The sequence below is a fragment of the Stenotrophomonas sp. YJH_SMC_120 genome (assembly GCF_059368675.1).
The window spans coordinates 345,987-367,404 of sequence record NZ_JCAFRY010000001.1 but is presented as its reverse complement, the minus strand read 5'-3'; the positions used below and the strand labels follow the sequence as shown (position 1 = coordinate 367,404).

The window sequence follows — 21,418 nt, the reverse complement described above, 5'->3', positions numbered from 1 at the left end:
GGAGCGCGCGGGCCCCGGGTGCTGACGGGGGAATCGTCGCCGGGGTCGGGAAGCGCTGGAGTGCCCGGTCAGGGTAGCGAGGGCTGGAGGGCGCGACAAGCTCTTGACGGCATGCGATATCGCATCCGCGCTATCGCTCCCCACGGTTCGCAGGCGAACCGCGGGCCCCGCTTGACCCTGCTTTCGCAGCCGGGTGCAGCGACCGTTCAGGCGATTCAGGCGATTGCGTTGTCTGCGGTCACAGCTGCCGGGTTTTCCAGGCACTCGCGCACCGGGGCGAAGCTGCGCCGGTGCTCCATGCAGGGGCCGTGCTCGCGCAGGGCGGCCAGATGGGCCGGGGTGCCGTAGCCCTTGTGCTGCTCGAAGCCGTACTGCGGGTGGCGGGCATGCACGTCCTGCATGTAGCGGTCGCGCGAGACCTTGGCCAGGATCGAGGCGGCCATGATCGCGCGGTCGATGCCATCACCGCCGACCAGCGCCTGCGCCGGCAGTACCAGGCCCTTGGGCACCACGTTGCCGTCGATGCGGGCGAAGCCGGCCACGTGGGCGACCGCTGCAACGACGTCACGCATGCCCTGCAGGGTGGCCTGGTAGATGTTCAGGCGGTCGATGGTGTCCACGTCCACCAGCACCACGTGCCAGGCCAGGGCACGTTCGATGATGCGGTCATGCAGTTGCTCGCGGCGGGCTGCGGTGAGTTGCTTGGAATCGTCCAGGCCGTTGATGCGTGGCCGTGCCGGGTCGAACACCACCGCCGCCACCGCGACCGGTCCGGCCAGCGGACCGCGGCCGGCTTCGTCGACGCCGGCGACCAGACGCTCCGGCTCGACCACGGCAGCACCGTCGAACAGGGCCAGGCTGGCCGCTGCGGCATGGCGGCGGCTCATGCCTGGGCCTGGTCGCGCATCAACAGCTCGCCCACAGCGTCGGCCGCGCGGGCCGAGGCATTGCGGCGCAGTCGTTGATGCAGGCGGGCATAGGTGTCCTGCAGGTCGGTCACCCGCTGCGGGTGGTCGAACCATTGCTGGATGGCCGCCGCCAGCTTGTCCGGCGTGCAGTCGTGCTGCATCAGTTCCGGTGCCAGGTCCTGGCCCGCCAGGATGTTGGGCAGGGCAAAGCGGTCGACCTTGATCAGGCCCAGCGCCTTGACCAGGCGGTAGGTCAGCTCGTTGACGCGGTAACCGACCACCATCGGCCGCTTGACCAGCATCGCCTCCAGCGTCGCGGTGCCCGAGGCCAGCACCACCACATCGGCGGCGATCATCGCGTTGCGCGCCTCACCGTCGAGTACATGCGAGAAGGCTACCGGCAGCGCCGAGCGTGACAGCTGCTCTTCGATCAGGCGCTTGCAGGCCGGGTTGGCGGCAGGCACTACCACGTGCAGGCCGGGGATGCGCTCGGAGACCTGCCAGGCGGCCTCGAAGAACGGTTCACCGAGGCGCGAGATTTCGCCCAGGCGGCTGCCTGGCAGCACCGCCAGCACCTTGGCCGAGGTCGGCAGGCCAAGCGCGGCGCGCGCTTCCTCGCGGTTGCCCTGCAGGGGGATGTCATCGGCCATCGGATGGCCAACGAAGCGCGCGTCGATGCCGTGCCTGGCATAGATCGGGGGTTCCATCGGGAACAGGCACAGCACCAGGTCGGCGCTGCTGCCGATCTTCTCGGCGCGCTTCTCGCGCCAGGCCCAGACCGAGGGGCTGACGTAGTGCACAGTGCGCACGCCGCGCTGCTTCAGCCAGCGTTCGATGCCCAGGTTGAAGTCGGGCGCGTCGATGCCGATGAACACGTCCGGTTGCCATTCCAGTGCACGCTGGCGGAACGCGGAACGCAGTTTCAGCAGGCGTGGCAGGTGGCGCAGCACTTCGGTCAGGCCCATCACCGCCAGCTCGCTGGCATCGTGCCAGGTCAGGCAGCCGGCGCTGCGCATGGCATCGCCACCGATGCCGGCGAATTCGGCATTCGGAAAGCGTGCCTTCAGCTCGCGCACCAGGCCCGCACCCAGCAGGTCACCGGAGGCCTCACCGGCCACCAGAGCGATCCGCAGCGGGCGCTCGCTGAGCACCCGCTGCGCGGGGACGCTGCCGGCCATCGAGGCCAGCGGAATCACGGCGGCGCCGGCCGGCGCCTGGCCGGTCGTGCTGCTCATCGCAGCAAGGGCCTCTCAGCGTGCTCGATGAAGTCCAGCATGGCCTTCACGTCATCGCTGTCGCGTGCCTGTTCGGTCAGCTGCACCTTGGCTTCGGCCAGCGGCAGGCCCGCCACGTACAGGGTGCGGTAGGCGCGCTTGATGGCGGAGATGCGCTCGGCGTCGAAGCCACGACGCTTCAGCCCTTCGCTGTTGATGCCGCGCGGGCGGCCCAGCGAATCGGTGCCGACCATGGTGAACGGCGGAACGTCGCCGTTGGTCAGCGCGCCCATGCCGAGGAAGGCGTGGGCACCGATGCGGCAGAACTGGTGGGCACCGGCGAAGCCGCTGATGATCACGTAGTCGCCCACGGTCACGTGGCCGGCCAGGGTGGTGTTGTTGGAGAACACGCAGAAGTTGCCGACATGGCAGTCGTGCGCCACGTGCGTGTAGGCCAGCATCCAGTTGTCGTTGCCGATCGTGGTGATGCCGCCGCCGCCGCCGGTGCCACGGTTCAGGGTGACGAACTCGCGGAACACGTTGCGGTCGCCGATCACCAGTTCGGTGCGTTCGCCGGCAAACTTCTTGTCCTGCGGCTCGCCACCGATCGCGGCGTGACCGATGAAGCGGTTGTCACGGCCGATCCTGGTCGGGCCGTGGATGCTGCAATGGGGGCCGACCACTGTGCCGGCGCCGATTTCCACATCGGCACCGATCAGGGTGAACGCGCCGACCTGGACGTCGTCGGCCAGGCGCGCGGCCGGATCGATGACGGCAGTCGGGTGGATCCGTGGTGCGTTGTCAGTCATTGCTGCCTCCCGTGGATCAGCCCTTGGCACCGGCGCACATGACCTCGGCCGAGGCAACGACTTCACCGTTGACCTTGGCCTCGCCGTAGTACCAGCCCATGTTGCGGATCAGGCGCTTCATCTGCACATCCAGCATCAGCACGTCGCCGGGCACGACCTGCTTGTTGAAGCGGGCGTTTTCCACCTTGACCATGTAGAACAGCTTGGACTGCGCATCGCGGCCAAGCGTCAGCTGGGTCATCACGCCACCGGCCTGGGCCAGCGCTTCGATGATCAGCACGCCGGGCATGATCGGGCGGCCCGGGAAGTGACCCTGGAAGAACGGCTCGTTGATGCTGACGTTCTTCTGCGCCAGGATGCGCTTGGCGTCGATGTCGAGCTCAAGCACCCGGTCCACCAGCAGGAACGGGTAGCGGTGCGGGAGCAGTTCCTGGATCTGGCAGACGTCGATCGGAAGCTGCAGCGTGTCGTTCATTCTTTCTCCTTGCCAGCAGCCAGGACGCGGCGAGCCAATGCGTCCAGCTGCTTGAAGCGCGCGGCGTTCTTGCGCCACGTGCGGTTGTCGGTCAACGGGGTGCCGGACGAGTACTCGCCCGGCTCATGGATGGAATTGCGGACCACCGACTTGCCGGTGATCACGACCTTGTCGCAGATCTCGAGGTGGCCGACCACGCCGACGTGGCCACCGAGCAGGCAGTAGCGGCCGATCCTGGCGCTGCCGGCGATGCCGGTGCAGCCGGCGATGGCCGAGTGCGCGCCGATCTGCACGTTGTGCGCGATCTGTACCAGGTTGTCCAGGCGCACGTCTTCGTCCAGCACGGTGTCTTCCAGTGCACCACGGTCGACGCAGGTGTTGGCGCCGATTTCGCAATCGTCGCCGATGCGCACGCCGCCGAGCTGCGGCACCTTGATCCACTTGCCGGCGTCCATCGCCAGGCCGAAGCCATCGGCACCGAGCACGGCACCGGGGTGCACGCGCACGCGCTTGCCGAGCTTGACCCGGGTGACCAGGGTGACCCGGGCGATCAGTTCGCAGCCGCTGTCCAGGCTGCAGTCTTCGCCGATCACGCTGCCGGTGCCGATGATGCAGTTCTCGCCGACCACGCTGCGCGCGCCGATGGAGACGAAGGGGCCGATGTGGGCGCTGGCGGCGACCTGGGCGCTGGGATCGATGACGGCGCTGGGGTGGATGCCCGGTGGGCGCGTGGGCGCGATGTCGAACAGCGCGGCGATCTTGGCGAAGGAGGTGTACGGGTCCTTGGCCACGAGCGCGGCGCCGGGGGCGGCTTCGGCGTCGTCGGCGCGCAGCACGACCAGCGAGGCCTGGCTGTCGGCCAGCTGGGCGCGGTAGCGTGGATTGGCGAGGAAGGTCAGCTGGCCAGGACCGGCGTGGGCGAGGGTGGCCACGCCGTGGATGGCGGTGGCGGGGTCGCCATGGACCTGCAGGCCGAACTGCTCGGCGAGTTGCTGGGCGGTGTAGGTGGGAGTATTCACGGCGGGAGTTTAACGTGTGACGCCATTGCGGTCATGCGGGGGGCATATGCAGCCAACGGCAGGGCCCCTCGCGGCCGGCAGAGCCAGTGTCATGGGCTGGGTCGGACGGGGCGGGACTGCGGGGGGCGGCGCAAGTACGTCCATGTAGCCTTGGTCGCCGCATCCATGCGGCTCACACCCCCGCAGCCCCACCCCGTCCGACCTCCGACGGCCTGGCGCGAGTGCCAGCCACGGAAAAACAGAAAAAAACAAAAGCGGGGTGCGCGCTTCCCGCATCCGGACTAAACGAAAACGCCGGGCAGAGCCCGGCGATTCGCACCCCGTCTGGTGGAGAGCCTCCCTTCTGTTAAGGGGGAGCGCGCCCCTGGGAATCGCAGGAGCGATTCCCAACGTTGCTATGCAACGGCCCGAAGGGCGCATGCCATGGATGGCATGCGTAATGGCGCGGGGGATAGGAGGTAGGTCGGGACCCGCTGCTTGCGCAGCAAGCAGCGGCGCACCTTCGGTGGTCAGTTCTTAGAACTGACCGCCGAAGGTAAATTGCAGACGTTCGATCTTGTCGCCGTCTTCCTTCTTCAGCGGGAAGGCGTAGCTGATCGAGATCGGACCGACCGGGGCGCGCCACAGCAGGGCCACACCGGTGGAGACGCGCAGTTCGTTGGCCTTGAAGTTCTTGGTGCCGTTGTAGACGTTACCGAAGTCGACGAAGGCCGACACGCGTGCAGACGGGCTGTCGAACAGGCGCGGGAAGTAGGCTTCGACCGAACCGACGGTCTTCAGTGAACCACCCAGCGGCTGGCCTTCCGGGTAACCGTCGGTGGCTTCGCGCGGGCCGAGGGTGTTGTCCTCGAAGCCGCGTACCGAGTTGGTACCACCGGCATAGAAGTTTTCGAAGAACGGCAGGCCGCTGGCGGTGACGGTACGGGTGGTGCCATCGGCATTGGTGATCGTACGGGTGTAGTCCTTGCCGTAGGCGTCGCCGTAGCCCACTTCGGCGCGGGTGTTGATCACCAGCGACGGCATGATCGGCCAGTACTTGCTGATCTGGTAGTTCAGCTTGTAGTACTCGATGGTCGAACCCGGCAGGGTGGTTTCCAGGCCGACGCGCTGGTAAGTGCCGCGGGTCGGCATGAAGTAGTCGTTGCGCGAGTCGCGCGCCCAGCCCAGTTCCGTGCGCCAGGCATGGAAGGTGCGCGAACCGACCGCATCGATGTAATCGATGATCGAGGGCGGGGTCGAGCCACGGTAGGTCGTGATCTGGTTGCTGTCGATGCCGAACATCAGCGAGACGGTGTCGGTCTCGGTCAGCGGCACGCCGAATACCACCTGCGCAGAACCATTGGTGCTGTTGTACTGCGCGGTGTTGAAGTCGGAGTAGTCCAGTTCACGCCAGGACAGGTTGTAGCCCAGCGAAACGCCGTCGTCGGTGAAGTACGGGTTGGTGTAGCTGAAGCCGTAGCGCTGCAGGTAGCTGCTGCGCGAGGCTTCGACCGACACGCGGTTGCCGCCGCCGAGGAAGTTGTTCTGCGACAGCTGCACCGAGGTGGTCATGCCGTAGGACTGCGAATAGCCCAGGCCGAACACGAAGCTGCCGGAGGTGGTTTCCTTGACGTTGTAGACGACGTCGACCTGGTCGTTGCTGCCGCTGACGGCCGGGGTCTCGACGTCCACCGACTCGAAGTAGCCCAGGCGCTGCAGGCGGATCTTGGAGCGGTCGATCGCGGCCTGCGAGTACCAGCTGTTCTCGAACTGGCGCATTTCGCGACGCATCACTTCGTCGGAGGTGCGGGTGTTGCCACGGAACAGGATACGGCGCACCGACACGCGCGGGCCGGGCACGACCTGCATGTTGATCCCTACCGTCTGTTCGGCACGGTTGGTGGTCGGGATCGGGTTCACTTTGGCGAACGCGTAGCCGATGTTGGACAGCGAGTTGGTGATGGTGTCCGAGCTGAATTCCAGCAGGGCACGCGAGAACGTGTCGCCCGGCTTCTGGATCACCATGCGCTCGACGTCCTCCTGCGGAAGGATGGTGTCGCCGCTGACCTTGATCTCGGAGATCTTGTACTGCGCACCCTCGGTCACGCCCGCGGTGAGGAACATGTCGCGCTTGTCGGGGCTGATCGAGACCTGGGTGGAATCGATGCTGAAGTCGACGTAGCCGCGGTCCAGGTACCACGAGTTGAGCTTTTCCAGGTCGCCGGACAGCTTTTCCTTGGAGTACTGGTCGTCACGGCGGTACCACGACGCCCAGTTGTGCTCCTTGGACTCCCAGGTCTCCAGGATGTCCTTGCTCTCGAACTTCTCGGTGCCGACCAGGTTGACGTGGCGGATCTTGGCCGCCTTGCCTTCCTTGATGGCGATCGCGATGTCCACGCGGTTGCGGTCCAGCGGGCTCACGGTCGGGGTGATCTCGACGGTGTACTTGCCGCGGTCGTTGTACTGGCGGCGCAGTTCCTGGGTCACGCGGTCCAGGCTCAGGCGGTCGAAGGTGCCACCCTCGGTCAGGCCGATGTCGGACAGGCCCTTGAGCAGCTGCTCGGACTTGATGTCCTTGTTGCCGGTCACGGTCAGCTTGTTGATCGCCGGGCGTTCCTTGACGGTCACCACCAGGATGCTGCCCTGGCGGTCCAGCTGCACGTCTTCGAAGAAGCCGGTCTTGTACAGCGCGCGGATGGTCTCGCCGACCTTGTTGTCGGTGATCGTCTCGCCCCGTTCCACCGGCAGGTAGGTGAACACCGTGCCCGAGCTGATGCGCTGCAGGCCATCGACGCGGATGTCGCTGACAGTGAAGGGCTCGGCTGCCTGGGCCAGGGCGGGAGCGCCGGTGACGGCGGCGAGGGCGAGGGCCAGCAGGCGGCGATTGGGGAGTCGCGTCATGTCACGTCCGGTAGGAAGGTCGATTTCATTGGTGCGGGATGCCGACGCTGTAGACGGCAACAACGTGGAAAAGTTCATCGCGGGACCAGGCCGAGGATGTCGTTGTAGAACGCCAACCCCATCAGCCCGGCCAGCAACGCCAGGCCGATGTATTGGCCGGCGGCGATGGCACGCTCGCTCAGCGGGCTGCCCTTGACCAACTCGATAAGGTAATACAGCAGGTGCCCGCCGTCCAAGATCGGGATCGGCAACAGGTTGATGATGCACAGGCTGAGTGACAGCAGGGCAAGGAACTGCAGGAACCAGTCGAGGCCACGTTTGGCCGAGACATTGGCCACGCGGGCGATGGTGACCGGCCCGGAAACGTTCTGCAGCGAGGCTTTGCCGGTGACGATGCGGGCCATCATGCCCAGCGAATCGGCGGCAAGCCGGCCGGTTTCACGTACGGCGACGGTCACTGCATCCAGCGGCCCATAGCGCAGCAGGGTGTCGTAGGAGGGGCTGTAGGTGGTGGGGAAGCCGACGCCGATCTGCCAGACCGGGTTGCCCTTGCCATCCTTGCCCTGGCGGGGCGTGACTTCCAGTGCAAGGCGTTCACCGCCTCGCAGGACCTCGATCATGCCGGGGCCTCCGGCACGGCCGAGGGCCTGGATCTCGCCGATCACCTGGTCGACGCTGTCGATGCGCTGGCCGTCGATCGCCACGATCAGGTCGCCCGGCTGCAGCAGCCCGGTGACCACCGAATCGGCGGTGAGCGAGTCGACCAGCGCCGGCTGCAGCCACGATTGCCAGTACAGGCCGGCCAGGATCGGTACCCGTCGTTCATCGAAGCCGGCGGGCAGCTGCGACAGCGGCAGGGTGCGCACGCGCACCTGGTCCGCAGGGTCGAGTACCTCAAGCGTGACGTCGCGGCGATCCATCGCGGCGGCGGTCAGCGCCATGCTGGCCTCGCCCAGGGTGGCGACCTGGCGCTCATCCACCCGCAGAACGCGGTCACCGCTGAGCAGGCCGGCGCTGGCGGCGATGCCGTCAACCCGGCCGATCGTCGGCGAGTAGTCCTGCCTGCCGATCACGAACATCGCCCACAGCAGCAGGATGCACAGCAGCAGATTGGCGATCGGCCCTGCAGCAACAATGGCGATGCGCTGCCACACGGTCTTGTGGTTGAAGGCCTGGCCGCGCTCGTGGGGATGGACCTCGACCTCACGTTCGTCGAGGAACTTCACGTAGCCACCCAGCGGGATGGCGGCAATGGCGAACTCGGTGCCGTGCCTGTCGCGGCGCGACCACAGCGGACGGCCGAAGCCGACCGAGAAGCGCAGGATCTTGACCCCACAGAGGCGGCCGACCCAGTAATGCCCGAACTCGTGGAACGTGACCAGCAGCCCGAGGCTGACAATCATCCACCAGACCGATCCGAGGAAGTCAGTCATGCAGGCTCACAGTGGCGGGCAGGGGCGGCGGCGTCATGCTGGGCGAGGCGGTCGTTCAGGCGGCGTCGATGGCGTTCAGGGTGAGCTGGCGTGCCCGCTGGTCGGCGGACAACAGGACCTCCAGTGTATCGGCTGGCTGGGTCGGCAGTGTTGAAAGAGCGTTAGCAACCAGCTCCGGGATGGTCAGGAAACCGATCCGGCCCTGAAGAAATGCTGAAACCGCCTCTTCATTGGCGGCGTTCAGCACCGCCGGGGCAGTACCGCCGGCCTGCATGGCCTGCCAGGCCAGCGCCAGGCAGGGGAAGGCGTCGGTGTCAGGCGCCTCGAAATCCAGCCGGCCCTGCGCCAGCAGGTCCAGCCCGGCCACGCCCGATTCGATGCGCTGCGGCCAGCCCAGGCCGACCGCCAGGGTGGTGCGCATGTCCGGCAGGCCCATCTGGGCCAGGGTCGAGCCGTCGACGAATTCGACCAGCGAATGGACCAGGCTCTGCGGGTGCACCAGCACCTCGATGCGCTCGCCCGGCACCGAGAACAGATGGTGCGCCTCGATGACTTCCAGGCCCTTGTTCATCAACGTCGCCGAATCGACCGAGATCTTCGGGCCCATCGACCACTTCGGGTGAGCCACGGCCTGGGCCGGGGTGACCTCGGCCAGCTCGGCGCGGCTGCGGCCGCGGAACGGGCCGCCCGACGCGGTCAGCAGGATGCGGCGCACGCCGGCGCCGTCGATGCTGGCGTCGCGCGAACGCAGGCACTGGAAGATCGCGCTGTGCTCGCTATCGATCGGAATGATCTCGGCGCCGGCGCGCTCGGCGGTGCGGGTCAGCAGCTCGCCGGCCAGTACCAGCGATTCCTTGTTGGCCAGCAGGATGCGCTTGCCGGCCGCAGCGGCGGCGAGGGTCGAGGACAGCCCTGCAGCACCGACAATGGCCGCGACGACCGTGTCGCAGGCATCGCTTGCTGCCAGCTGATCCAGTGCGGCATGACCGGCGTGGGCCTCGGTCGACAGCCCGGCATCGCGGAGGCCGTCGCGCAGTTCGGTGAACAGCGCTTCGTCGGCGATGACCGCGTGCGCGGGCTTGTGCTGGCGGCACAGGGCCAGCAGTGCCTGCACCTGGCGGCCGGCGGCCAGCACCGTGGCCTGGTAGCGCTGCGGGTGGCGGGCGATGACGTCCAGCGTGGAGGCACCGATCGAGCCGGTGGCGCCGTATACGGCGACCCGGCGCAGGTCTGCGACAGCATTCATGGTCAGAACCCGAAGATTTCCTTGCCCAGCGCGAACACCGGCACGGCGGCGAGGACGCCGTCGACGCGGTCGAGCACGCCACCATGGCCCGGAATCAGGTTGCCCGAGTCCTTGGCACCGGCGTGGCGCTTGATCAGGCTTTCGAACAGGTCACCCAGCACCGACGCGAATACGGCCACCACCGAGGTGATCAGCAGGCCCGGCAGGTGCGCGATGTCGATGCCGGCCAGCCAGCCCAGTCCGAGGGCCACGGCGACACCGGCCAGCAGGCCGCCGAACAGGCCTTCCCAGGTCTTGTTGGGGCTAATCCGCGGCGCCAGCTTGTGCTTGCCGAAGTGACGGCCGGCGAAATAGGCGCCCGAATCGGCTGCCCAGACCAGTGCCAGTGCCGCCAGCAGCCACAGGTGGCCCTGCTTGCCTGGCGGGTCACCGCCAGCGTGGATCAGTACCAGCGCTGCCCAGGCAGGAACGATGGCCAGGGTGCCGGCCAGCATCTTCACGATCCGGGAGGGGGCCGTCGGCTGGGCGCCAAAGTTGAAGAAGCGCAGCCAGGCCAGCGCCGCCAGCCACCAGGCAACACCTGCCAGTGTGGTGATCTGGAACAGCACCAGCGTGCTGCCATCGGCCCACACCAGCAGCACCATCAGCAGCAGGTTCAGCACCAGCAGCACGGTGCGCGCGAGGGTGTCTTCGATGCCGGCCAGCTTCAGCCATTCCCACAGGCCGATCAGCAGCACGGCGGCGGCGGCGGCGGCCAGCCATTGCGTCGGCAGCAGCAGGATCGCGGCAATGGCGAGCGGCGCCATGATCAGCGCGGCGAGGACTCGGGTCTTGGTCATGGGCTGGAGGTCTCGGTGGCCAGTGCGGCGATCTGGGCGCTGGTCAGGCCGAAACGACGCTCGCGGCTGCCATAGGCATCCAGCGCCTGCTGCAGCAGGGCGGCATCAAAGTCCGGCCACAGCGCCTCGGTGAACCACAGCTCGGTGTAGGCCAGTTGCCACAGCAGGAAGTTGCTGATGCGGGTGTCGCCACCGGTGCGGATGAACAGATCCGGCGGCGGCAGGTCGGCCAGGGCGACCTGGCTGCCCAGCAGCGATTCGTCGATCTGTTCGGGCAGCAGGCGTCCTGCGGCGACTTCAGCGGCCAGTGCGCGCGCGGCACGGGCGATGTCCTGGCGACCGCCGTAACTGGCGGCGATCGACAGGGTCAGGGTGGTGTTGTCGGCGGTGCGCTGCTCGGCCAGCTGCATGCGGCTGACCAGTCCGGCACCAAAGCGCTCGCGTTCGCCGATGAAGCGTACGCGCACGCCGCGTCGGTGCAGTTCGTCCACTTCGCGGTCGAGCGCGCCGAGGAACAGCTTCATCAGGGCGTCGACTTCTTCCTGCGGCCGGCCCCAGTTCTCGCTGGAAAACGCGAACAGGGTCAGCGCCGGAATGCCCAGTTCAAGGCAGCGCTCGATGGTGCGGTTGACCGCGCGCGCGCCGGCACGATGGCCGATCACGCGCGGGCGGCGGCGCTGCTGTGCCCAGCGCCCGTTGCCATCCATGATGATGGCGACGTGGCGGGGCAGGGTGGCCGGCAACGGAGGCGGGACTGAAGGCATCGACTTCAGACCGACAGCAGTTCTTTTTCCTTGTCGGCAACGACCTTGTCGACGTCCTTGATGTTGGTGTCGGTCAACTTCTGGATGTCGTCCTCACCGCGCTTCTTCTCGTCCTCGCTGATCGCCTTGTCCTTGACCAGCTTGGCGATTTCCTTGTTCGCGTCCTGACGGATGTTGCGGATCGCGATCTTGGCGCCTTCGCCTTCCTTCTGCACCTGCTTGACCAGCTCCTTGCGGCGCTCTTCGGTCGGCGGCGGCATGTTGATGCGGATCGCGGTGCCCAGCGTGTTCGGGGTGAACTCGGCGTTATAGAGACCCTTCTCGATCTCCTTGATCATGCCCTTGTCGAACGGGGTGACCAGCAGCGAGTGCGCATCGGCGTTGGAGATCGAGGCAACCTGGTTCAGCGGGGTGCTGGCGTTGCCGTAGGCATTGACCGTCACGCGGTCCAGCAGGGCCGGCGTGGCACGCCCGGTCCGGATGGAGGTGAGGGTGTGCTTCAGAGCGTCGATGCTCTTGGCCATGCGCGTCTGCGCGTTGTTCTTGATGTCGTTGAGCATCGCCCGGTCCTGGATGTATCTGGAATCGGGCGATTATAGGCGAATACGGGACGCTGCCGGGCCTGAATCGGCCCGGTTGTCGCCGCGCGCTCAGGCTCAGGCCGGATCGCGGCCCTGGACCAGAGTGCCGATGTTCTCGCCGTTGAGGATCTTCAGCAGCTCGCCCGGCTGGCCCATGTCGAACACGCGCATCGGCAGGTCGCTGTCGCGGGCCAGTGCGAAGGCGGCGGTATCCATCACTTCCAGGCCGCGGCGGATCACTTCGTCATAGCTCAGGCTGTCGAAGCGGACCGCATCGCTGTGCTTGTTCGGGTCCTTGTCGTACACGCCATCGACCTTGGTGGCCTTCAGCAGCAGGTCGGCACCGATCTCGATCGCGCGCAGGGCGGCGCCGGAGTCGGTGGTGAAGAACGGGCTGCCGACGCCGGCGGCGAAGATCACCAGGCGGCCCTTTTCCAGGTGGCGGATGGCGCGGCGGCGGATGTAGTCCTCGCACACGTCGTTGATCTTGATCGCGCTCATCACGCGCGCCTTGGCGCCCAGCTTCTCCAGGGCGTCCTGCATGGCCAGGGCGTTGATGACCGTGGCCAGCATGCCCATCTGGTCGCCGGTGACCCGGTCCATGCCGCCTGCGGCCAGGCCAGCGCCGCGGAAGATGTTGCCGCCGCCGATCACCAGGGCTACTTCGGCACCGGCCTGCTGGGCTTCGATGACCTCACGGGCCAGGCGGTTGATGATCTTCGGGTCGATGCCGTAGTCCTCATCTCCCATCAGCGCCTCCCCGGACAGTTTCAGAAGGATGCGGCGATAGGCGAGCTTGGACATGGGGACCTCGGGTGCGTGGAAATCGCGGGCGATTCTACGCGCATGCGGCGTCGGGCCATAGTGTTTTGTGCACTGCGGCGTAAAATCCTGGCGTTCGCCCCGGTCATCCGGGGCTTCCGGTTCAGCCCAGCTCGGCGCCCGCGGTCGCTGACAGCTCGTCGTGGCCGAGGGCGCCGGGGGAGCGCGCGATCACCCGGTTGCGGCCGAGGTTCTTGGAGCGGTACAGCACGTCGTCGGCGGCGCGCAGCAGGTCCTGCACGTCGGCGAAGCGTTCGTAGCCGCCCTGGGTGGCCACGCCGGCGGAGAAGGTGACGAACAGCGGGCCGCCTTCCAGTTCGGCCATCGGCGTGGCAACGATGTTGGCCAGCACCCGGCGGATCACGTCCAGTGCTACCGTTTCGCTGGTGTTGGGCAGCAGCGCGACGAACTCCTCGCCGCCGAAGCGGGCCACGGTGTCGCTGTGGCGCAGCTGGCCCTGCAGTTTGCCGGCAAAGGCGCGCAGCACCTCGTCGCCGGTCAGGTGGCCATGGGCGTCGTTGATCTTCTTGAAGTCGTCCAGGTCGATGAAGGCCACCGACAGCGGCCAGCCCTGGCGACCGGCGCGCAGGAATTCCTGCTCCAGCACGGCTTCCAGCTGGCGCCGGTTGAGTACGCCGGTGAGGGCATCTCGATGGGCCTGGTCGGCCAGGCGCTTGGCCCGGGCTTCGAATTCGTCGGCGCGGCGACGGGCCTGGTCGGCATCCTGCAGTTCGCGCAGGTTGCGCAGGGTGGCCAGCTCCTGCGCGTGGTCGATCAGCTCGCGCACCCGCGAGGGGGAATTCAGGCCGGCCTCGAACAGGCTGGCGATGTCCGGCAGGGCCTCGCTGATGCGGGTCAGGACCTGGTCGAAACGGGCGCTGTCCAGTTCAAGGCGGTCATGCACCTGCTGCAGGGCGCGCTCGCGGGCGGCATCGGCGTCATCGTCCAGCCAGATGTCGGCCACGGCACCGGACAGCTGCACGCAGGCCTGGAACGGCGATTCCGCGGCGTCCAGGTCTTCGCTGTGGCTGATGCTCTCCACCAGGTAGCGCGGCAGGCCCCACTGCTCGGCCACCCAGGCGCCGACCTCGGCGTGGCTGCAGCCCAGTTCGTCGCGCTCGCGCGCGACCAGGTCGATGTTGTCGCGTGCTTCGCGCAGCAGCGGCAGGTAGCGCTCCGATTCGGCCTGGGCCAGGCACAGTACGCCCAGGTCCTGCAGCAGGCCGGCCAGCATCAGTTCTTCCAGCCGGCGCAGGCCGCGGGCCTGGCCCAGCTGGCTGGCAGCCAGCGCGCTGAGGATGCTGCGCTTCCAGGCGCGTTGGCGCAGGTCGTGGTCGGCGCCGGTGCCGCCGGTCAGCCCCTGGGTGACGGTGAAGCCGAGGGCCAGGCTGATCGTGGCATTCAGGCCGAGCATGGTCAGTGCCTGGCCGAGGTTCTCGATCCGACGGCGGCTGGCGTACAGCGGCGAATTGGCGATGCGCAGCATGCGAGCGCTCAGCGCCATGTCGATGGCGATGATGTCGGCGGCGGTGGCGATATCCGCTTCCGGGTCCTGTGCCAGTTCGATGATGCGCAGGGCAATACCGGGTGGCGAGGGCAGGTTGCGGCAGAGCGCCAGGGCAGCTGTCAGCTCGGGAGGCATGTCGGGTCGTTCAATTCCATTGGGACAAGAATACCTAGGAATGCATCACAGTCCGCGATTTTCGTTCCTGCTAAATGACTGTTGATTCCCTGTGCCGAGTATCGGCTTGATTCGCGCGCAACGCAAAGGTGCCGCTGTGCGCACCCCACAGGGCCGCCGGCATAAAAAAAAGGAGCCGCGGTTTCCCGCGGCTCCTTCTGGTTGCTTCACGGCCGGAAGGCTGGAATCAGACCTGCATCGCCTTGGCAACTTCGGCGGCGTAGTCTTCCACCACCTTCTCGATGCCTTCGCCGACGATCAGCAGCTTGAAGCCAGCAACATCGGCGCCAGCGGCCTTGACCACCTGCTCGACGGTGGTGTCGCCCAGCACGTAGGTCTGGCCGTACAGGGTCACGTCGCTGACGATCTTGTTGATCTTGCCGCTGATGATCTTTTCCAGGATGTCGGCCGGCTTGGCCTTGTCCTTTTCGGACATCTTGGCCAGCTCGATTTCCTTTTCCTTCTCGACGAAGTCGGCCGGAACGTCCGCAGCCTTGTTGTGCGGCGGCTTCAGCGCAGCCACGTGCATGGCCAGGCCACGGGCCAGCTCGACGTCGCCGCCGATCAGATCGACCAGCACGCCGACCTTGCCGTTGGTGTGGACATACGCACCGATGTTGCCGGTGGTGTCGACATTCACCATGCGACGGATCTGGATGTTCTCACCCAGGGTCTGCACGGCGGTGGCGCGGGCTTCTTCAACGGTGCGGCCATCGGCCAGCTTGGCAGCCTTCACGGCTTCAACGTCGGTGGCGCCCGATGCCAGGGCGGCAGCGGCAACGGCATTGACGAAGGACTTGAAGTTGTCATCGTTGGCGACGAAGTCGGTTTCCGAGTTGACTTCGACCAGCACGGCCTTGCCGCCATCCTGGGCCAGGCCCAGGCGGCCTTCGGCGGCCACGCGGTCAGCCTTCTTGTCGGCCTTGGCAGCGCCGGACTTGCGCATGGCTTCAGCAGCAGCGTCGATGTCGCCGTTGGCTTCGGTGAGCGCCTTCTTGCATTCCATCATGCCGGCGCCGGTGCGCTCGCGCAGTTCCTTGACCAGGGAAGCAGTGATTTCCACGGGATTACCTCACGAAAGAAAGGGGTTGGGCCGGCATGGTGGCCGGCCCGTGTGACACGGTCCTGTCACGCGCCAAAGGCTGCGCGCAGGGAGGGTGGACGCCGGGCGTCCACCCCGGGCCTGGATCAGGCCTGGGCGTCGTCGCCCTTCTTGGCAGCCTTCTTGGCCGGAGCGCGGCGGGCCGGCTTCTCTTCGCCTTCAGCAGCGGCTTCAGCGAACTCTTCCTCGCGCACCGAAGCAGCATGCGGAGCAGCAGCCTTGCCTTCCAGCACGGCGTCGGCAGCGGCGCGGGCGTACAGCTGCACAGCGCGGATGGCGTCGTCGTTGCCCGGGATGGCGTAGTCCACCAGTTCCGGGTTGTAGTTGGTGTCGACCACGGCGATGACCGGGATGCCCAGCTTCTTGGCTTCCTTGATCGCGATGTCTTCGTGGCCGATGTCGATCACGAAGATGGCGTCCGGCAGGCGGTTCATGTCCTTGATGCCGCCCAGCGAGGCTTCCAGCTTGTCGCGCTCGCGACGCAGGCCCAGCACTTCGTGCTTGACCAGCTTCTCGAAGGTGCCGTCGGTTTCACCGGCTTCCAGTTCCTTCAGGCGGGCAACCGACTGCTTGACGGTACGGAAGTTGGTCAGGGTGCCGCCCAGCCAGCGCTGGTTCATGAACGGCATGCCGCAACGCTCGGCTTCTTCCTTGATGGTTTCGCGGGCGCTGCGCTTGGTGCCCAGGAACAGGACGGTGCCGCGCTTCTGGGCAACCGACGAGATGAAGTTCATCGCATCGTTGAACAGCGGGACGGTCTTTTCCAGGTTGATGATGTGGATCTTGCCGCGGGCGCCGAAGATGTACGGAGCCATCTTGGGGTTCCAGTAGCGGGTCTGGTGGCCGAAGTGGACGCCGGCTTCCAGCATCTGACGCATGGTGACCTGGGGCATTGCAATACTCCTGATATGGAACCAGCGATTCCGCCCGCGGGGATAGGTATGCGGGACGCGTGGAAGCGCGATCGGTTCCGGGGTTGGGCTTCCCTGTTGCCTCCGTGGCCGAACTCCTTGCGGAGCACCCCGGCACGGATGGGGGCAGCAGGTGTGGATTCACCGGTGACGTCCGGTGTGGACGGGTTCCCGCGCACGCAGGCGGCAGGGATCCGGTCGATTATAGCCCGCTTGGTGCGCCGGCTGCAATTGCCGGGCCTGGAGCGACCAGATCGACCACCCGGCCATCCTGCAGCCGGGCCTGGAAATGACCGCCGGCGTAGCCATCAGCGCGGGCGGGCAGGGCCCAGCGGCGCTCATGGCCGGCCAGCAGATACCCGGCCAGACCGGGCAGCAGCAGGGTGCGCTGACCGCCGCTGGGGATGTAGGCGAGATCGTTCAGGCGTGCGTGCAGGGTACCGGTGTTGCTCAGTCGCAGGAAGGTATGTGACTGGCCGGGTTCGATCCCTGCATGCAGCCGCGATTGGGCCATTGGTGTGGCGTGCCCGCGGAACAACGGCAGCGAATAGCGCTGCAGCCCTGGCGCAGTGGGGGCGAGGACGACCCGATAGGCCTGTTCGCCGACAGCGGATGCCGGCTGGCGTGGCAGCAGCCAGATGCGCTGTCGGACGCCGGGCGGGATGTCGAGCAGGGTTGGGCTGGCGAGCACCTGGTCGGTGGGACGCAGCATGTCCGCGTCGGTCTGCTGGTCCCACGCAAGGATCTGTACCCGGCCCTGCCAGCGGCCGGGACCGGGGTTGAAGAGCCAAAGTTCGCCCTGGCCCCCTTCGGCGGGCAGCTGCAGTGTGGTCGGCAACAGGTCCAATGCCGCGGCAGGCAACGCCAGCAGCATCGCCAGCAGGGTCAGAAGTACCCGCATCAGTAGATGACGGTCACGGCGGACGTCGTGTCTTCGTCGTCGGCGGGAGGCGCGAGCTCGCGGACCTGGGGCGGAAGTTGCGGTGTGTCGCTGCGCTGGTGGGGTGCGGGGCAGTGGGTGCTGCCGGGGTCATCGCGGCAGGCTTCGACCACGGTCAGGCGGATCTGCAGGTTGCTGGTGCCGGGTTCGGCCCACGCCGATGTGCTGGCGAACAGTATCGCCCCGATCAGAAATGCGCGAGCCACCTGGCAACCACCGTGCTGAAAGATCTCGCTGCGCGGTATCGGCTGGATCGGCCGAATCTGTAGCGTCGACTGTCAGTCGACTGCTCCTGGCACAGGAATGATGCGCGCATTCACGCATGACGTGGATCTGCCGAAACCCCGGTGGGTGTCGACCGTTGGTCGGCATGCAGGTCAATAGGTGATGGTCACCTGCACCACATCGTTGTAGATGCCGGCCGGGGGCTGGCCGGTGACCGGCGGCACCCGGCCATGGATCGTGATTTGCTGCGCGCTGCCACTTCCGGTGCCGCCAACGGTATCGACGTTGAGGGTATTGCCCCAGCGCAGGCTGCGCGCGGCATCGCGGTACAGCTCGTAGGTGAGGTAGTAGGTGCTGCCGCCGATGGTAGTGGCCATGCGCCGCGTGCTGGTGGCGGTGGGATTGTTCTGGCCGTTGTTGAGGCTGACCTGGTAGGCCGTGTTCTTCAGGCAGGTCAGGGTCAGGGTGGCGGTCCGGTCGATGTTGGCGGGAATGCCGCCGGTGACGTTGCCGAAGTCCATGTTGGTGGTGACGTAGCTGCCGCACTGCGGCAACACGTTGGCGGTGGCGGTGAAGCTGAAGGCGTTGCTGATGCTGTTGGTGCCGGTGGCGCCGCCGTTGCAGTTGGCGGGCACCGTGGCATTGCCGAGCAGGACCTCGTTCCAGGCCCAGGTCAGCACCACGTTGGCGCCGTTGAAGGTGCTGCTGTAGGCGCCTGACGCCAGGATCTGATTGGCGGGGATCTGTGCGGACAGCTGCGTGGTCTGCGTGCCGCTGCCGCCGGTCAGGGGCACGTTGTAGGTCAAGGTCAGCTCCTGCGCCGGCGGCGAGCCGCGCGGGGTCAACCCGGTCACCTGGCTGAAGTTGGAGGTGTTGTAGAGCTGGAAGTTCATGCTGTCGCTGGTGCTGGTCTTCATCGTCCGCCAGCTGGAGCTGCTGCCGCCGCCGCTGCCGGCGCCGATGCCCACGCAGACCCGCACGCCGGTAGTGGCCAGCACGCTCAGCGCGGCAGTGGTGCAGGTCACGGTGATGTTGAGCGTACCGGTGGTTGCACCGGGCGCATTGCTGTTGACGTTGCCAAACGGCAGCGTCGGGTCGGCGACGGCGGCGCACACCGCGACGGCGCGGGCCGGTGCCGCCGCCAGCAGGCCGGCGACCAGCAGCAGGCCGAGCAGCAACGTCCTCATGGCGCTACCTCCGGGATGCACGCCAGCGGTGCCGGCTTCGGCCGCGCGCCGGAAGCCACCACCTTGGGCACGTCCGGTACCTTCACCCTGCATTGCCCGCGGCTGGTGGTGGTGTACAGCACGCTGCCGGCGGACACGTCTTCCAGGTACAGCAGCCCGTCATAGCCCACCAGCGCCTGTCGCCCGTCCGGCAGCTGCACCTCGCTGCCGACCTCCAGCGGTTGCCCGTCCATGCCGTGCAGGGTCAGGTTCAACGACGGCCGCGAACGCAGCGCGAAGGTCACGCGGGTACCGGCGCGTTGGCGGGGTGTCACCCAGTCTTCGATGCGATCGACGCGCATGTCCTCGGGCAGGTCCAGGGTGTCGATGGAGACGCGGTTGCGCTGCCAGGACAGCAGTGGGCTGACCAGCAGCAGGCCGCGATCATCGGTCACGCCGATCAGCCGGTTTTCCAGCCGCACCGGCACGCCGCCCACGCCGTTGGTGCTGATGACTGCGAACGCGTCGGAGACTTCGCGGGTGGCGAAGGCATGCCCGCCCATCCACACCAGGCTGCCACTGGCGCTGGCGTAGGCATAGTTCAGGCCGCCCTGGCGCGAGGCGCCGAATGAGTAGCGACCGACGTCATTGAGGATGCCGACTTCGGCCAGGCCGCCATTGCCGTCCTCGCCATGGCGCACCTGCGCGCGCCAACCGACGCCGCCGGCGCTGCCGTCGCCGGGCACCGGCTGGGTCACGTCCGCTACCCAGCTCTGGCTGTCGCCGTTGCGCTGGCTGGAGAGGCTGGCCTGGCGGTTGTTGCCCAGGCTGGCGGTGACCGACAGGTAGATGCTGCGGTCATCGCTCTTGTCCAGGTTCTGGTTCACCGACAGGTAGGCCGACCACCGCTGGCTCCAGGTCCGTGACCAGAACAGACTGGCGTAGCGGTTGTCGTCTCCGTCGGGATAGCGCAGGCGCAGGTAGCTGGCGCTGAGCGTGCCCAGCCGCAGCAGATCGGCGCCGACCGTGGCCTGTTCACTGATGCTCGGCGGCAGGTTGCCCTGCAGTGCGCCCAGGTCGCGGTAATTGCCATGGCTGCGCACGCTGCGCAGATTGAAGTTGAGTCGGCGGTTGTTCCAGCTGTAGCCCAGTGCCCATTGCCCGCCCTGCAGGCCGTGATAGTCACTGTGCGCATAGGCGGCGTTGAACACGCCCGCGCCGCCGAGCAGCCACCAGCCGCCGATGCCGGCCTGGGCCAGGCCGCCGCCGCCTTCGGCATGTGCTTCGCCGGTAAATGTGTCGCTGATACCGCCTCGCCAGCTGGCACTGGCCACGGTGCGATCATCGTAGGCGAAGGAACGCTGGCCGAAATCCTCACGCAGGCGGCCAACGCCGGCCGACCAGTCCGACAGGCCCTTGGCCAGCAGCTGCTGGGTGCCATAGAAACTGAAATCCAGCGTCTGCATGCGCCCGAATGCATCGGTCACCACCACCTGTGCGCTGCCGGTGCCGCTGATGCCGGGTTGCGCGGCCAGCTGGAACGGACCGACCGGCACCTGCCCGCTGTACTGGCGCAGGCCATCGACGTACAGCTCGACCGTGGACGGCACCACCGCCTGGCCGAGGAAGCTGGGCGTGGGGGTGAGTACGCGATACGGCTGCAGGCCGTAGTTGCGGCCGATCTGCAGGCCGCCCAGGCGCACCGGACGGGTCCAGTCGACGAAGCCGCTGTAGAAATCGCCGACCTCCAGCGTCATCGCCTTGCCGGGGAAATCCAGGCTCCAGCGCGTATCCAGGCGCACGCTCTCACCGCGCCAGCGACGGTCGCCGGGCTGCTGGTAGCGCCGGCTGATCGCTGTGTTCTCGACGGTGCCGTTGCCGATCCCGAACAGGCGCAGCTCCGAGCTGAGGCTGAGGTTGCCGAGCATGTCGACCCGGCTGCCATACACGTCGTAGTTCAGCAGCAGGCCGGGCGAGGCGGTGCTGGCCGGTGCCCGGGTCTGCGGCTGGCTGAGCACGGTGGTCGGCAGGGTCAGCTGGTCCAGCGGCACGTCCAGGGCCAGGGTCTGCATATGCGCGTCGTAGCGCACAACGGCCCCGCTGATCTGGTCCAGATAGACCGGCGCATCGCCGCGGGCGCTGAAGCCGAGCTGGCGCAGCACTTCCGGACTGGCCTGCAGCCGGCCACGGGTTTCAGTGAATGGCAGCAGGCCGCGGGGCGTGCTGTTGAGCGAGACGTCCAGGTACAGGGTCTGGCTGGCGGTCAGGGGCGTGGGGGCGGGCAGGATCGCGTCGGCCGACACCCCGGAGACGTCCGCAGCCCCGGCGGCAGCCACGCCGGACACATCGGCGGCTTCGGTCGCCGCAGGAGCCAGGGCAGCAAACAGCGCGCCCATCAACGCC

At 67.2% G+C, this 21,418-nt stretch carries 19 protein-coding genes; all 19 read right to left on the bottom strand.

The genetic code is table 11. The features are described 5' to 3' along the window. Window positions 1-215: 215 nt before the first annotated feature. Window positions 216-887, bottom strand: a complete 672-nt coding sequence (rnhB, locus tag AC5P60_RS01945; protein ID WP_049454734.1) for a ribonuclease HII — start codon at window positions 885-887, stop codon at window positions 216-218. Further along, the gene (gene lpxB / locus AC5P60_RS01940) at window positions 884-2,086 is read right to left on the bottom strand and encodes a lipid-A-disaccharide synthase (RefSeq protein WP_043034888.1); all 1,203 of its coding nucleotides are present in this window, start codon (window positions 2,084-2,086) and stop codon (window positions 884-886) included. The genes rnhB and lpxB overlap by 4 nt, the downstream gene beginning before the upstream one ends. Window positions 2,087-2,139: 53 nt before the next feature. After that, window positions 2,140-2,931 (bottom strand): acyl-ACP--UDP-N-acetylglucosamine O-acyltransferase, encoded by a 792-nt coding sequence (gene lpxA / locus AC5P60_RS01935; RefSeq protein ID WP_005412736.1) that lies wholly within the window; start codon window positions 2,929-2,931, stop codon window positions 2,140-2,142. A gap of 16 nt (window positions 2,932-2,947) precedes the next feature. After that, window positions 2,948-3,406 (bottom strand): 3-hydroxyacyl-ACP dehydratase FabZ, encoded by a 459-nt coding sequence (gene fabZ / locus AC5P60_RS01930; RefSeq protein WP_005408737.1) that lies wholly within the window; start codon window positions 3,404-3,406, stop codon window positions 2,948-2,950. Next, window positions 3,403-4,425, bottom strand: coding sequence for a UDP-3-O-(3-hydroxymyristoyl)glucosamine N-acyltransferase (gene lpxD, locus AC5P60_RS01925; protein WP_483692899.1), 1,023 nt, complete (start codon window positions 4,423-4,425; stop codon window positions 3,403-3,405). Before lpxD ends, fabZ begins: the two co-directional genes overlap by 4 nt. Before the next feature lie 516 nt (window positions 4,426-4,941). Continuing rightward, window positions 4,942-7,305, bottom strand: coding sequence for an outer membrane protein assembly factor BamA (gene bamA / locus AC5P60_RS01920; RefSeq protein ID WP_005408739.1), 2,364 nt, complete (start codon window positions 7,303-7,305; stop codon window positions 4,942-4,944). Window positions 7,306-7,379: 74 nt separating this feature from the next. Further along, entirely contained in the window at window positions 7,380-8,738 is a 1,359-nt protein-coding gene (gene rseP, locus AC5P60_RS01915; RefSeq protein ID WP_483692898.1) for an RIP metalloprotease RseP, read from the bottom strand. 55 nt (window positions 8,739-8,793) lie between these two features. Continuing rightward, entirely contained in the window at window positions 8,794-9,984 is a 1,191-nt protein-coding gene (locus AC5P60_RS01910) for a 1-deoxy-D-xylulose-5-phosphate reductoisomerase (protein ID WP_005408741.1), read from the bottom strand. A gap of 2 nt (window positions 9,985-9,986) precedes the next feature. Further along, window positions 9,987-10,823 (bottom strand): phosphatidate cytidylyltransferase, encoded by an 837-nt coding sequence (locus AC5P60_RS01905; RefSeq protein WP_005408742.1) that lies wholly within the window; start codon window positions 10,821-10,823, stop codon window positions 9,987-9,989. Further along, window positions 10,820-11,587, bottom strand: coding sequence for a polyprenyl diphosphate synthase (gene uppS, locus AC5P60_RS01900; RefSeq protein WP_005408743.1), 768 nt, complete (start codon window positions 11,585-11,587; stop codon window positions 10,820-10,822). Before uppS ends, AC5P60_RS01905 begins: the two co-directional genes overlap by 4 nt. A 5-nt stretch (window positions 11,588-11,592) precedes the next feature. Then, the gene (frr, locus tag AC5P60_RS01895; RefSeq protein WP_005408744.1) at window positions 11,593-12,147 is read right to left on the bottom strand and encodes a ribosome recycling factor; all 555 of its coding nucleotides are present in this window, start codon (window positions 12,145-12,147) and stop codon (window positions 11,593-11,595) included. 96 nt (window positions 12,148-12,243) lie between these two features. After that, the gene (pyrH, locus tag AC5P60_RS01890; RefSeq protein WP_005408745.1) at window positions 12,244-12,972 is read right to left on the bottom strand and encodes a UMP kinase; all 729 of its coding nucleotides are present in this window, start codon (window positions 12,970-12,972) and stop codon (window positions 12,244-12,246) included. A gap of 121 nt (window positions 12,973-13,093) precedes the next feature. Further along, window positions 13,094-14,632 (bottom strand): GGDEF domain-containing protein, encoded by a 1,539-nt coding sequence (locus AC5P60_RS01885; protein ID WP_005412741.1) that lies wholly within the window; start codon window positions 14,630-14,632, stop codon window positions 13,094-13,096. Between the two features lie 226 nt (window positions 14,633-14,858). Continuing rightward, the gene (gene tsf / locus AC5P60_RS01880; protein ID WP_005408747.1) at window positions 14,859-15,734 is read right to left on the bottom strand and encodes a translation elongation factor Ts; all 876 of its coding nucleotides are present in this window, start codon (window positions 15,732-15,734) and stop codon (window positions 14,859-14,861) included. Window positions 15,735-15,859: 125 nt separating this feature from the next. Continuing rightward, window positions 15,860-16,666, bottom strand: coding sequence for a 30S ribosomal protein S2 (gene rpsB / locus AC5P60_RS01875; protein WP_005408748.1), 807 nt, complete (start codon window positions 16,664-16,666; stop codon window positions 15,860-15,862). A gap of 220 nt (window positions 16,667-16,886) precedes the next feature. Beyond that, window positions 16,887-17,585 (bottom strand): fimbrial biogenesis chaperone, encoded by a 699-nt coding sequence (locus AC5P60_RS01870; protein WP_495201667.1) that lies wholly within the window; start codon window positions 17,583-17,585, stop codon window positions 16,887-16,889. Then, window positions 17,585-17,830 (bottom strand): hypothetical protein, encoded by a 246-nt coding sequence (locus tag AC5P60_RS01865; protein ID WP_164133220.1) that lies wholly within the window; start codon window positions 17,828-17,830, stop codon window positions 17,585-17,587. Before AC5P60_RS01865 ends, AC5P60_RS01870 begins: the two co-directional genes overlap by 1 nt. A gap of 171 nt (window positions 17,831-18,001) precedes the next feature. Continuing rightward, the gene (locus tag AC5P60_RS01860) at window positions 18,002-19,036 is read right to left on the bottom strand and encodes a Csu type fimbrial protein (protein ID WP_483692895.1); all 1,035 of its coding nucleotides are present in this window, start codon (window positions 19,034-19,036) and stop codon (window positions 18,002-18,004) included. Then, window positions 19,033-21,411 (bottom strand): fimbria/pilus outer membrane usher protein, encoded by a 2,379-nt coding sequence (locus tag AC5P60_RS01855; protein WP_483692894.1) that lies wholly within the window; start codon window positions 21,409-21,411, stop codon window positions 19,033-19,035. Before AC5P60_RS01855 ends, AC5P60_RS01860 begins: the two co-directional genes overlap by 4 nt. Window positions 21,412-21,418: the final 7 nt, after the last annotated feature.

Coding starts and splice junctions, on each gene's coding strand:
- rnhB (WP_049454734.1), bottom strand. CDS start 887: ATGAGCCGCCGCCATGCCGCAGCGGCCAGCCTGGCCCTGTTCGACGGT.
- lpxB (WP_043034888.1), bottom strand. CDS start 2,086: ATGGCCGGCAGCGTCCCCGCGCAGCGGGTGCTCAGCGAGCGCCCGCTG.
- lpxA (WP_005412736.1), bottom strand. CDS start 2,931: ATGACTGACAACGCACCACGGATCCACCCGACTGCCGTCATCGATCCG.
- fabZ (WP_005408737.1), bottom strand. CDS start 3,406: ATGAACGACACGCTGCAGCTTCCGATCGACGTCTGCCAGATCCAGGAA.
- bamA (WP_005408739.1), bottom strand. CDS start 7,305: ATGACGCGACTCCCCAATCGCCGCCTGCTGGCCCTCGCCCTCGCCGCC.
- rseP (WP_483692898.1), bottom strand. CDS start 8,738: ATGACTGACTTCCTCGGATCGGTCTGGTGGATGATTGTCAGCCTCGGG.
- AC5P60_RS01910 (WP_005408741.1), bottom strand. CDS start 9,984: ATGAATGCTGTCGCAGACCTGCGCCGGGTCGCCGTATACGGCGCCACC.
- AC5P60_RS01905 (WP_005408742.1), bottom strand. CDS start 10,823: ATGACCAAGACCCGAGTCCTCGCCGCGCTGATCATGGCGCCGCTCGCC.
- uppS (WP_005408743.1), bottom strand. CDS start 11,587: ATGCCTTCAGTCCCGCCTCCGTTGCCGGCCACCCTGCCCCGCCACGTC.
- frr (WP_005408744.1), bottom strand. CDS start 12,147: ATGCTCAACGACATCAAGAACAACGCGCAGACGCGCATGGCCAAGAGC.
- pyrH (WP_005408745.1), bottom strand. CDS start 12,972: ATGTCCAAGCTCGCCTATCGCCGCATCCTTCTGAAACTGTCCGGGGAG.
- AC5P60_RS01885 (WP_005412741.1), bottom strand. CDS start 14,632: ATGCCTCCCGAGCTGACAGCTGCCCTGGCGCTCTGCCGCAACCTGCCC.
- rpsB (WP_005408748.1), bottom strand. CDS start 16,666: ATGCCCCAGGTCACCATGCGTCAGATGCTGGAAGCCGGCGTCCACTTC.
- AC5P60_RS01870 (WP_495201667.1), bottom strand. CDS start 17,585: ATGCGGGTACTTCTGACCCTGCTGGCGATGCTGCTGGCGTTGCCTGCC.
- AC5P60_RS01860 (WP_483692895.1), bottom strand. CDS start 19,036: ATGAGGACGTTGCTGCTCGGCCTGCTGCTGGTCGCCGGCCTGCTGGCG.
- AC5P60_RS01855 (WP_483692894.1), bottom strand. CDS start 21,411: ATGGGCGCGCTGTTTGCTGCCCTGGCTCCTGCGGCGACCGAAGCCGCC.